General features: G+C 53.1%; 9 protein-coding genes. 3 read left to right on the top strand and 6 right to left on the bottom strand.

Translation table 11 applies throughout. From position 1 onward, the window contains the following. Positions 1-78 precede the first annotated feature (78 nt). The gene (locus AC57B1_RS03065) at positions 79-798 is read right to left on the bottom strand and encodes a hypothetical protein (protein ID WP_496416533.1); all 720 of its coding nucleotides are present in this window, start codon (positions 796-798) and stop codon (positions 79-81) included. Positions 799-1,289: 491 nt separating this feature from the next. Here AC57B1_RS03065 and AC57B1_RS03060 point away from each other — a divergent pair, with 491 nt between their 5' ends. Beyond that, positions 1,290-4,013, top strand: a complete 2,724-nt coding sequence (locus AC57B1_RS03060; RefSeq protein ID WP_496416532.1) for an NB-ARC domain-containing protein — start codon at positions 1,290-1,292, stop codon at positions 4,011-4,013. A 612-nt stretch (positions 4,014-4,625) separates the two neighbouring features. Here the strand turns inward: AC57B1_RS03060 and AC57B1_RS03055 are convergent. The 4 genes from AC57B1_RS03055 to AC57B1_RS03040 form a co-directional block, all read right to left on the bottom strand. Continuing rightward, positions 4,626-5,657 (bottom strand): winged helix-turn-helix domain-containing protein, encoded by a 1,032-nt coding sequence (locus tag AC57B1_RS03055; protein ID WP_496416531.1) that lies wholly within the window; start codon positions 5,655-5,657, stop codon positions 4,626-4,628. Between the two features lie 986 nt (positions 5,658-6,643). Continuing rightward, positions 6,644-7,042, bottom strand: coding sequence for a hypothetical protein (locus AC57B1_RS03050; RefSeq protein ID WP_496416530.1), 399 nt, complete (start codon positions 7,040-7,042; stop codon positions 6,644-6,646). A 46-nt stretch (positions 7,043-7,088) separates the two neighbouring features. Next, positions 7,089-8,300, bottom strand: a complete 1,212-nt coding sequence (locus tag AC57B1_RS03045) for a S1 family peptidase (RefSeq protein WP_496416529.1) — start codon at positions 8,298-8,300, stop codon at positions 7,089-7,091. Then, complete coding sequence (locus AC57B1_RS03040) at positions 8,297-8,761, bottom strand: hypothetical protein (RefSeq protein ID WP_496416528.1); 465 nt, start codon at positions 8,759-8,761, stop codon at positions 8,297-8,299. The genes AC57B1_RS03045 and AC57B1_RS03040 overlap by 4 nt, the downstream gene beginning before the upstream one ends. Before the next feature lie 826 nt (positions 8,762-9,587). Between AC57B1_RS03040 and AC57B1_RS03035 the strand changes: the two genes are divergently transcribed. Both AC57B1_RS03035 and AC57B1_RS03030 read left to right on the top strand, forming a co-directional pair. Further along, positions 9,588-9,806: a hypothetical protein gene (locus tag AC57B1_RS03035; protein WP_496416527.1), complete on the top strand. Its 219-nt coding sequence runs from the start codon at positions 9,588-9,590 to the stop codon at positions 9,804-9,806. Positions 9,807-9,834: 28 nt separating this feature from the next. Beyond that, positions 9,835-10,098 carry a hypothetical protein gene (locus tag AC57B1_RS03030; protein WP_496416526.1) on the top strand — a complete coding sequence of 88 codons (264 nt, stop codon included), beginning with the start codon at positions 9,835-9,837 and terminating at the stop codon, positions 10,096-10,098. 48 nt (positions 10,099-10,146) lie between these two features. Here AC57B1_RS03030 and AC57B1_RS03025 read toward each other — a convergent pair whose 3' ends face one another. Then, complete coding sequence (locus AC57B1_RS03025) at positions 10,147-12,345, bottom strand: DotA/TraY family protein (protein WP_496416525.1); 2,199 nt, start codon at positions 12,343-12,345, stop codon at positions 10,147-10,149. Positions 12,346-12,348: the final 3 nt, after the last annotated feature.

Raw genomic sequence — 12,348 nt, 5'->3', positions numbered from 1 at the left:
TGGGCCGCGTTCCGTCTCGTCAAAACAGCGGCTGACACGCCGCACGGCCGCGGGGAAGAATGTTGAGACAAAGGTAGCCTATGGCGAAGCTTTCTGCGGTAGGCGCTCCCCAAACGCGTTCGAAGCGGTGTCAATAATCTTCCGGTAGCACTCTTTGACGTGCTTATCCCGTGCGCCAGGGTGGAATGTCCTAAAACACTCGATGCCATTCGACCGGAAGTGCCAAAGAGCCTTTGGCTCGACCTTCACAGTCTGACGCTCCGGAAGCACAGCTTTCAAGGCGCGATCGTACGTGTGACCGCTACCGAAGATGATTAGATCTGGCTTAAGCAATTCGATTTCGAACTTGACGGCTGCTACCGAAAAATCAAACAAATGAGCGGAATGCCCGATCGAGGTCCTGGAGTAGCCGCGTTTCGGGCGGTGCCAGTCCATCTTCATTAGGTTGTTCCAGCAGACAGCCGCTCGATCGCCTCCAGCGAACGCATCGGCGAACCGCTTCCACTGCCGCAGTAACTCACTATTACCGGTGCCACAGGCGTGTTGATTCTCGTAGCGAGCCTTCGCGATGTCGATCCTGTCTGGACGCTCGTAGAAGGCTCCCAGCGTGCTACACCAACCGTTAGTTTCCTTCCCAATGAACATGACTCGGACGGGCGCATCGAGGTAAGCCTGAGATACACTCAGGAGAAACGGCGCCGACAACGCGTGAAAATGTTGAGTCAAGCCGGACTTGGCCGCCGCAAGTGCCCCGACATAATAAGTATCCAAGACCGCTTGAACATCGTCTTTGGGCATGGTTGCACCGGATGGTATGCGTTGGCGGCGGCCCAGCCCTTCGCCTTCAGCTTTAGGTTCGGCGGCAATTGTGGCATAAGTGATCAGATGTCGGCGGAACGCACGGGCGACCCTATGGCTTTCCGCGACGGGCTCTTCTGGGTCGGGGCGGTGCGTTGCCGTCAGCCCGGATCCGGCCAGTTTCTGCCGCTCACCTGAGTCAGGCAGTGGTCACTCGAACGGCCGGTTCACTCCGAAATCTGTCCAATGCGCGACACGCGCTTTTCGACCTTAGCGGACATTGGGGCATGCTCACTTCTACGTCCGCAACCTCGCTAACAGATGTCCTTCAGACGGGCAGTCGGTGCGGCAGCACAACATGGCGATTAGGAAATGCCCAGTTTATTGCTGGCAAGGGACTACACGGCTATGATCTGTCCCACCAACTGCGCTGACAGCCTACGCGTGACCGAAAAATCACGTCCAAACTTCCATCTGATACAAAATTCAAAATGAGTGGATTTGCTGCGACCCGCAATACGTGCTTTGCTCTAATTTCTGCGATCGAGGATGATTTCCGCACCCTTTGTGTCGCACTTGGCGGCACTGAGCAATTGCTTCCCGCTGATGTACGTGAAAATTCCGTCAGGAGGAGAAGTGCCGACCTACGAATGGATGCCGATGCGGCGCCTGTTTCGGATGCCGAGCTACTGCCTTACATCGATTTTGCAGATATTTCGAAAATTATTGAATCATCAATCACGTCAAAACAGGAATCGCACAAAGATTGGTTGATTCAGGCATCAAAAAGATTGCTATCGCTCACGCAGACCAGGAATAGAGTTTGCCATTCTCGCCCATTAGAAACAACAGACTTACCGGCATTGGTTGATTTTGCTGATTATCTAACAGGCTCATCGTCGCCATTCCATTTTTCGCTGCTGATTCAAACGAGAAATAAACTTGCTCACGATCCAAGCTTTGCCCTGACACTTCAAATTCCGAGTTTCTGGGTAGAGAAATCTAAAATTCACCACAATCTACCGCTTCCTGAATTCGACGATACGGGCTTTGTCGGGAGACATGGTGATAGACTGCAAGTTTTAAAACTGATTAAGTCACATTATCCGGTCGTAACTTTGGTTGGTGAGGGTGGGATTGGAAAGACTGCTTTGGCGCTTCGTTGCTTGTACGATGTCCTGGACGAGGGTCAGTCGTACGACGCCATAATCTGGATCTCGCTGAAGAATGCCGCCTTAACCGCTGCGGGAGTGCGACAACTAAATGGAGTTATTACTGACACCTTGGGTTTGCTATCCGAGCTTGCTAGGCAATTGGGAGCAGGCATTATCCCCGGAAAAACTGAGGAGGAGTATATCGAGGAAATTTCCGAGTATATGTCTCTCTACAGGATATTGATAGCAATTGACAACTTAGAGACGATTTCCGTAGGACCGCTTCGAGATCTTCTGTTAAGAGTCCCGAGCACGTCCAAGGTATTGCTGACGTCCCGAATTGGTGTCGGTGAATTCGAGGCTCGTTATCCTCTGCAGGGCCTTGAAGAAAAGGCGGCGGTTACATTAACTAGAGCATTCACCAAAGTATTAGGCGTAACAGCACTGCAGCGCTTCGACGACGGAAATATTAAGGGTTTTTGTCGCAAGCTTTTTTTTAATCCGCTGCTTATCAAATGGTTCGTGGCTGGAACCGCACATGGGGGAGACCCTAACACTCTTTTGAGCAAGAGCGGTGAAACATTTTCTTCCGCAATTTCCTTCTGCTTCCAAAATCTTTACGATCGTCTTGGTGCGCCGGAACGGTCGGTGATAAGTTGCCTGGCAAGTGCTCGCAAACCGCTAACTTCTGCCGAACTCCATTTTCTCATGCCTCAAATTTCGACGCTAGAATTGGAAATGGCGTTAGTAGCATTACATAACTCCAGCATTGTAATGCGAAATAAGAAGGGAGCTGACGGATTTGAGTATTCTCTAACCGATTCAACCACCGCTTTTGTTGATCGTCACGCACCTCCCACGACACAATTTTTCAAAGATATACAAACCAGGCTGCGCGATTTGCGAGCTGTTTTGATGCAGGAAACCATTCTCGAAGATCGCTACGAATATGATCCTTATTTCGTTCGTACGGGTAGTAGTCGAGACGAGAGAGTTTGCGCGACCTATCTACGGCGTGCTCTAGATGCTTTAAAGAGACATGAAGTCGATGTTGCCCGCCGTGAGTTGGAGGAGCCGCGTCGTTTAGCACCGCAAAGTGGTGAAGTATGGCGAATTATGGCGCTTGTAGAGGAGGCGGCGGGAGATCACTATAAAGCATTCCAAAACTATGAGGAATCTATTGAGCTCGATCCGAAGTCGCGCATTTCTCGCTATTCCTTCGGCATGTTTTTGATGACCGACATGGATGAATTGCCTGGCGCGCTCGAACAGTTTGAAGCTGCGCTGATCCTAGATCCGAAACACCCGACGCTCATGACGGCAAAAGCTATGGCGTTGAACAGGTCTGGTCAGTTTAAGGAAGCTACGGAAATACACGAGATACTATTGACGTCGATAGGTGAGCGTGAGAGGCGGTGGCGACTGACCGGTGCCGACCAGGCGGCTGACTGCTATCGTCGTTGGGGTTTTCGTGCGTGGGAGCAACGAGAATATACTCTTGCAAAATCGCATTTCAAACGCGCAATGCAGATAGTCGTGGGTTCGGCAGAGCGCGGAGATTTAGACGAAAAGCTGCTCCAGCGGATCGCCAAGATTATTTCTGATTCAATAGGACGAAAGGAACTGTCAGAGGACTTGAATTTTGTGGAGTCACTGATTTCGAATGCGGAAATGGTTCAAGAAAACAGCGGAAAGTCCATTCCAATCATGATGAATGCGCGTATCGCGCTTCGAAATATTGAAGGTGATTTACAACGTCGATTGATGGATCTGGATAAGGCCCACTTCGACAGTGAGGCAATACAACGGGGCCTTGCAGAGATGTCCAATCTTGTTGAAATATCGGAAGATGGACGTCGCACGGGCGTGGTGCACAATCTGCAGAATAGCTATGGATTCATTGTTGGCCGAGATGGCGCACGGTCGTTTTTCCATCGACGCCACGTTCTACCGTCCCTTGTATTTGAAGATCTTCAAGTAGGAACTCAAGTTACTTTTTCGTTGGGAGTTAATGAGCATGGTGAATGTGCCGTTGATGTTGGGCCCGTTAGCGTACAATGACGATCAAAATGGTCTAACATTTGTTTCTGAATATAATTGCTAGTTTTCATTAAGCTTCATTTCGGTCATTCGCGATGTGTTTGTAGGATGGCCGAAATGATTGTGGACGCGACATACATCTTCTATCGTCCAATGACCGCTGGCAGAGAGAGCTAGTCGCACCAGTGTCCAAAAACATTGTGCAGCACCAGTAACTCTTTCTGATCGCTTGTAGGCAATGCTTCAGTGTTAGCTGAATACCGGCCATTGAGCGTGAGCGGACGTAGACCTTGGACATTCGAATTTCATCGCGACCTAAATCGACAACATGTGGCCGCAAATACTCATTCGCTCGCAACGAGCCTAGACATTCGATGCGACAACGGCGCGAACGGCGGCAGAGTGTCGATTAACTGCCTCACTGGCGCCGGCACTCTAGCGTCAGCATGGCCGAACTGCCGTATTTCAATGCGAGCCCGCAGACGTCCGTTGTACATCAGAAGCCGCCCGATTTGTCATGTCCAGTTGATTGGCCGCAGTGGGTCGATACTGCACCCTGACGTCGGCGCAATTACCGCTGCCATCGCATCAGGCAGCTGTCGCCTCATCATGGCACCTCATGGCCCTGTGGATTCAGTTCCGGCGTCTGGTAATCAGGTCGGCTACGCCTGCATGTATGGCAATCTCCCGGATATACCCTCGCGAGTATTCCACACCCAGGCGCTGTTGAACCACTGCGCGCAGGCGCGCGTTGTTCCAATGGTCGCCGTCCATGCCGTGCTCCCGGGGTGACTGCTTCACAGTCATGGCTACCCACGAAAGTACCTCATCGCTGATTGTGCGACGTGTTTCGGTGCGGCGTTTCGGTGGACGCATGCGATGTGCAAGTCCCAGCTTCGAAACCAGCTGGCGAACGTATCCATTGGAATGGTCGATGTCAAACCTGCGTTTGATTAGCGCCTGCACATCGCGATTTCTCCACAGTTCCGACTCGAAACCATGGGCGCGTGGCTCTTTTTCCAGAGCAGCTTTCAACCATTTAAGCGCTTTCGGATCAAGAGTGGAACGATGGCCGTGGCTAGTCAACCGATCCAGTGCTTTAAGCCCTTTCGTGGCCACCATCGATCCATAAGCCTTGACAGTTCGCAGGCCGATACTCAGTGCTTCCGAGACCTCCTCCGCACTCCGGCCCGCCAGGAGCATCTCAGCGGCGGCTCGTCTTCGGGCCACATCCCGGGCGCTGACAGGCCTCTGTCGTCGTTGGGCCTGTGCGTCAGCAGCCGGATAGGTGAGGCGATAGGCAAGTCCGCATTCCCGGACTATGTGAGCGACGTACGATGCGGAATAGCTAACGCCGAAACGTTGCAGAATAAGCGCGCGTACCTGCTCGATCGTCCAGGCAGGTGCTGCAATGCCGTGATGCTTTGGGGAATGTTTGACAGCGCTGGCGAGCCATTTCAGAGCTTGTTCATCCAGCTGTGATTTCGAGCCGTACTCCTTCAGTTGCGCAAGCGCGTCCGGGCCCTCACTTTCCAGCAGCGCCCTGTATTTCCGTATGGTAGGAAAACTCAAGCCAGTCTTACGGGAGATGTCCGTGGGACGCACTCCCTTCAAAAGCAATTTTGCCGCCAGTGCCCTGCGACGTCCGAGTGGAGTCCGTTCCATGCGGTCGAATTTTTTCAGTGTGCGCTTACTTTTATTGAAGCTACCCGGACATTCTAAGCGCGCAAACGCACGTCATGGAAGCGCACGGATGGAATTTCCGGTGCAGTTGGAGCGCATTCGAACATCCGCCGGGCATGATCGAATGCGCTGCATGCCCAGCCATGCGACGGCTGCCGACGGTACTGCTGACGTCGTGAGTCGCTTCCGCATATCTCCAACGGGTCGAGATCCGGCCGCAAAAACGGCCTGACCCAGACCGATGATCTGTTCGGCATAGGACAGGGTTCGGCCATTTACGGACGTTACACTTGCTTTGGCTGTGGTATTCAAAGGTCGCATCCTCATGAGTCACCGGCCATTCAATGTGGCTCCGACAAGCGGCCGTTCCGCAACGGTAAAGGCGCTCGGGGGGAGTTCAATGCCACGTAATTCATTCTATATAACATGCATTGACAGATATACTGTCTATCTTTGGAGGTCCGACCGGCTTGACTGGCGGGTACTTAAACTCAATGTCCTCCTCCATGTCGTCGTCACCTTGTTCTAATCTTATTGTTTCGAATGAAGCGAAGGGAAACCGTGTATCGACCGGGACCGGCGGCGGTCCTCCAGGAAAGGTCGCGCCCGGTATCTGCGCTGCAAAACTACCAGACACAAAGTACGAAATAACGCGGGTTTCACTTTTCAAGTTGGCGAACGCTTTTATCTTTAATGAAACGCTGTGATCGCTATAGGAAGAGGATAGAACTCGGACTCGGGCGACGCACGGATCGGCCATTGCCGAGTTGGCGAGAGAGGTTGCAAAGACCATGAACGAAAACAACATTCTCATCGCGCACCCCGTAATTTTCGAATACCTCTTCATACGTCCATGCCGCTTCTTCCGTGACCAATTCAAACTACATTCCAGTGGCAAAATGGCCGTCGAACGAAATCTCGTGATCATTAATCTGTGGTTGCGATGTTCGCTCGAAATTGCCTAGGAGCTATTGGACGAAGCATCCATTGACGATTATATTGTTTACCTTTGGCGGCGCTATTGGCCGAAGTGGCACCGCAACCGCAATTTGGTCCTCCGCGTCGTCGTCCCCTTGATCTATTTGAATCGACTCACTGGAATTGAAGAAGGATCTTGTGTTAACAGGCGGAACACCCAACCCATCGTCACCGGGGATCTGTGCGCCATAGGTTCCAGAAAAAGAATAAAAGACCGTTCGAACTTCCTCTTTTTTGTTTGCAAACACCTTTACTTTGAATGTGAGGGTTTGTTCCGTAAAACCCGATGACTGCACCTTCACCCGAGCGGTGCAAACATCCGCAGTTGCGGAATTTACGTATCCGAGCGTGCATACCATGCATAACACCGTGCGCGTCTCCATGCTCATGTGGCCTCCTCGATTGAAAACGTGGATATCGGAGTTATTGTTTTTTTCAGAACAAATCGCTTTTTTGTGCAGGCCCATCGTGCAAGCGGATTAGATGATTAATCGCAGAAGCAACTCGGCCCGATGCATCGGCATCCGCAAAAAACCATGGCCAGATGCGCGTGTTATTCGTTTTGTCGTCTACAAGCACCTTCGTTTCCGTCACAGTTTCTTTCAGAAGTTTCGTTGAAACGCAGGAGCGGTCAACAGGGCATTTTACAAGCACAAAATATCCGGATTTGTCTGTGAGATATCTTTCGTCCGAAACGGCACTGGCTGCGTCGGGCAAGGAAATAGTCGTAAGAGCGCGATAATACTCGCCGAGATACGAATAACGCGTGGCGAAGGAAACGGTCTTGGTAGCTTCATTGTAGGACGCGCGAGATTCGGTCACATGTATCGGGAGTCCTTGTTTATCAGCGTTTCGCGCACCATCATTGGTCCATTTAGCATTTATCCACGCGACCGTGTCGGATATGCTCACATCTTTAGGTACGCCGAAACTTCGCCATTGACTGTTGGTGGGCAATCCCGTCCACGAGATGGAACGAATGTCCTTCGGCCATGTACTCGGTTCATGCATCATTTTTTCTATTGCTTTGGCAGGAATGCTCCATGCCAAGCTGCCGCCAACGTTAAGACTTCCGGAAAGTAGGCCAATGACGTCTCCGTTTTGATCGATAACTGGTCCTCCGCTCATGCCGTTGTATACCGTAATATTCAAAGGGATCACGTCGAAATTTTGTGAATATATAGGCTTGCCCTGCGTGTCAGGAATCGATATTGAGCTGGCGAAACCGTCCTGCGTCGTCTGAGCACTTAATGTTTGGAATTTGAATCCATTAGGATGGCCTATGATCTTAAGTTGAATGCCGGACTTCGGCGTGGCGCTATCCAAGTTAAAATGATTAGGAGTTTTTGTATTAATTGACAAAAGGGCGATATCATCTTTTGCATCAAGATTTATAACCTGTATTTTGTTATTTTCGCTTGTATATGGATTATTTTGCGCATCCCAAATTGTCACTTTTCTTGCGCCCATCAGCACGTGGTAGGCTGTAACGACCATTCCGCGGTCGTCGATAAAAAAACCGGTCCCAAATTCTACGCTACCCGTTCGTTCCGCCATGATAAAGACAGTTGCCGCAGTGTCGCCTGCAGCGACGCAAACGATTTGGTGCGCCATCGCGAGAAATGCGATCGCTAGGCGCCTAGTCATTTTTCATCCTTTTCAGATTGATCTGTGCGGAGTTGCTCGACAAGTTTGTCGTAAGCCTTGTCCTTAGTTATAAATCCTTGCCCGACCAGTGCTTGGATCGAATCAATCTCTTTCAACGTCTGTCCGCGAAGATAAGGAGGATTTTGCGTGTCAGATCCGCCGGTCGTGGCCTTGGGGTTGCCCGCGCCGAGTTGGACCTCTGCTCGTGGACTCAACCACCTGTATTGAACACAGAGGACGCCTAGTACGATACCGACAGCGCACGACGCTGATATTGACAGAAGTGAAAGATACGCGACTTTACGTTGATCCGGAGCGAGCTTTTGACCGAAGGTAACAAGCGATCCCCCGAATAGGGCAAAGAAGAGAGGAACAACTATTCGTGCCATGTGATCGGAAGAAAACGCCGTCATGATGCCCACGAGAAAACCTGTGCTGGAAAATGCGAGGACAAGGAGCATGGCTGGTCTCAAGATGAGTATCGGTTACTTCGTCACAATTAGAATAGGCGCTCTGAGAGCAGGGCGCCAGACAATCGGGAAAGCCGAGGTGAGGCGGCATACGGCATCGGTGCTTATTCAAACGGTTCTGGTCGGCGGGCCCAACCATTGTGAGGAACATACTGATACCGTGAGCAAGTCCGGCAACTTCATGTTTTTCGCGGGGGCGTTCTCCTCCCTGAGCAACTACGAGGCACCATTGGAGTAGGTTTGTAAGCTCCGGGTACTTCGCCAGCCGTTGGTGCAGGAGGCGTGATTCGGTGTTGATCAACGGTTGATTTTTCGATTGTCATTCTTGGTTTCCGCCTTGAGCCGGGTTGCCGCAATGACCGAATGACTGTTCTATCGCTAAACGCCGCCGTTGCGGTCATCTTGGGCTGAAGGGCCGAATAGGGTCGTGAAGCGGCGCTCGCCTTCCCACACGATCACGCTACAGCGACCGGTCTTCCTAACTGTTGCTGCCGATTTCCGGATAGTCCAACCAAAATCCCGGGCTTTCGAATCTAACTAATTCCGCTCACCGAGGGAGATCGGGTTATTTGGTCGCGCCCGTATCGGCGTGGCCGTGAATTCATGCTTTCGAGGTACCGGTGTGTCGGCGTATCCTTGGCGGTATCGAGTGCAGCCGGGAAAGCAACATGCCTAATTCGAGATTGGGCAGGTGCATCACCAGCAAGGAATTTTTTGATCGTGGGGCCGAGGTTGTCGAGGCTGCCATGAGCGGATTGGAGAGGCCGGGATTTACGCCAACATACGACCGGTTGGGACAGGACAAGGAGAACGCGACATGCCAGCCGACAAACTAGGCCGCTACATGACCAGCCCTGAATTCTTGAAGCGAGCTCAAACAGCCGTTGCGGACGCCGTGCGCAAGCTGGAAGCGAAGGGTATCAAACCCGCCTACGTTGACCGGCGATCTAGCCAAATCGTTGGTGCTGGGGATGACGAGGGTTGCGAAAAAGGCTCTTGCGAGGGTGAATCCGTTCCCGATATATTGAAAAAATAGAATCGGGCATATCTGAAGGAGCGCAAGAATGAGCGATAACGGAGCCACGCTTGGCAGAGCTTTTGCCGCCGAGCGGAACGCGGCAGATTGGAAGACCTATGCGAAAAATCTTGAGCAACAGTTGCTGGCGGCAGAAGCGAACCTTGCGGGCAACAAGGCGTTGAAGGACGCGGCCCTGAGAGAACTGGCAAAAGTTGCTCCATCGAATTACCTGATGGTGCAACAGAATCGTCAGCAAATCTATGACAAGGATTTCGACGCCGTCGTAGCGTCAGGCCGTCGCGCCGCGTAGCCTGCCCCGTTTCATAAAGAAGAGCCGGCCAAATGGACGGGCTTCTTGCTACATTTTCTCGCGGGAGATGTGACCCGCGTCTCTTGGGGCGCCACCGCCCCCCAGCATCGCAGGCCCTTGACTGCGAGCAACGTTGGCTCCTTGACTGACCCCCGCGCCGAAATTCTGATTAGTCTTGTCGTGCAGATCTTGGCCAACACGTCCGGCCATCTGGCCGCCGATCCACGCAAATACCTGATCGGGGATCACGTGGATAAGCGAGAAGGCGCCGTTCACGAGCGACAGGCACATGCTCACATAGAGCACGATGAACCCGACGATGCTGACCAGACCGGTTGTCGAATCGTACTGCGCGTTCTGTAGGGCGACGCCGAACATCGAATTGAGCAACGTTCCGAGTGCAACGACGCCGGCCCCGCCAAATACGAAACCCAACATCATGAACACCGGCCGAAACATCACATTGAGCAGGAAGATATAGCCGTGTGTTGTGCGCTGGCCCACGCCCTCGCCTTCGCCGTCAAGGTGCGCAAACCCCCATAACGGCGATGCCACAAGGCTCTCGCACACAACGGCAAACCAGCCAACCACGCCACCGAACCAGACCATGAACGGTAGCATAGGTACGTAGATCGACAGCATCGCGCCGAAGAAAAACAGCGTAATAACCAGCATGACGATGAACGGGCCGAGTGCCTTCATCACGCCGCTGCCCATGCCACCAACCAGTCCCGAGATCCCGCCCGTGGCGACCTCTGCCGCCTTACCAATCAGGGTGTCTTTCGCGCCCAAGGCGGCCTCGACACCAGCGTATCCGCCGAGTGCTACCCACCCCGCATCGAGGATGCGATCACCAAGGTTTTTCATGCCGATCAGCGGGTTGGTGGCAGCACCCGGCCCTTGTCCCGAGTTCCAGCTAACGACCCACTTCACCAGTCCCTGCCCGTTGAAGATCTTCCCGATGATCGTCTTCGGATCAGTGCCGGTTATACCCGCCGAAAGGTTGTCCAATGCGCCCTGCGTTGTAGCAACCGATGCGTCCTGTTGAAGCTGTTGGCTATAAACAGTGCTCACCTTACGGTATAGCTGCGGATACGGGATGTTGTCGGCAACCGTGCCGGGCACTGCGGCAGCCGTCGCGTTCGCCAGGTTGCTGACTTGTGAATTGGCTTGCGCGAAGGTCTGATACCAAGCGCCCATCATGATCCAGCCGTCGCGTTGCAGGTTCGACTGGATGACACTTGTTAGTTCATTGATCGCGCTTGATGAGTTCGAGATTGCCTGTGTAATCGAGGACTGATATTGCAATGCGGCTTGGTTGATGGTGTTCTCGGGATCGGCCGGTTGCGATTGCCCGTTCACCGCAGATACGTAAGCCTGCGCTGCGGCTAGCAAAGTGGACTGCATCGCGGCCAGCGCGTTTTGGTGTGCGCTGAGCATTTGGGAGTATGCCGCGTCCGGATCAGCTGAATAGACGGCCATGCCGTCGTATTCCGGCATCGACGGCGGCCGTGCAAGGTTGATCTCGGCCCCGCCGCACGACAGGCCGCGCTGATTCATCAGGACGATCTTGGTGTTTGTCGCGATCGGGTTGAAGTTCTCTACCGGATCAACGGACACACCGCTATCGTTCGGCATGTTTGCGATCGCTGTGTTGGCCGATTGAGCACAAAGGTTTGCTTCGAACAGGGCTTTTGCAAGCGTCGTAGCCTGCGGCGCAGCCGGCGTCGCGATCATCGAACCGCCCGTGTTGAGCACGCTCACGGCAGCGTCCAGTGTGAGGTTGGCGATGCCGACGCCGAGCATGGTTCCCCACAGCATCACCATCTGCACGCCGCTGAAGCCACCGAACACCGGTACGAGAGACGAGAACCCGACGCTGGTGCGGATGATGAACCATGGCGATGACTTTTTTTGCCCCATGAATTCGCCGTCCTGCCCGGTCGCGATAAGCGCAGCGCTAAAGTGATACATCGCCCAAATCACGCCCACCGCGAGCACGCACGAGTTCAGCACAAGGAACATTTGTGCGACCATGCCGCCTGCTCCGCTGCCGGCAGCGAGCGGGTTGTGTACTGCTGGCCCGAACACCAGTTCGAGCAGGGACATGGACTTGTCGCCGCTGCGGTTTGCCGCGTTCCGGATATCGCCTATCGTCATAGACGACTGCTGCGCAATCGATGTTGCTGTTGCCAGCATGAGTGACGTTGCTACCGTTACCCGTCTAACCTGATTGATCTTGTTCATCTG

This window comes from Paraburkholderia sp. BGA-UO-ETr-F21 (assembly GCF_059567925.1).
This window is presented reverse-complemented; position numbering and strand designations above follow the sequence as displayed.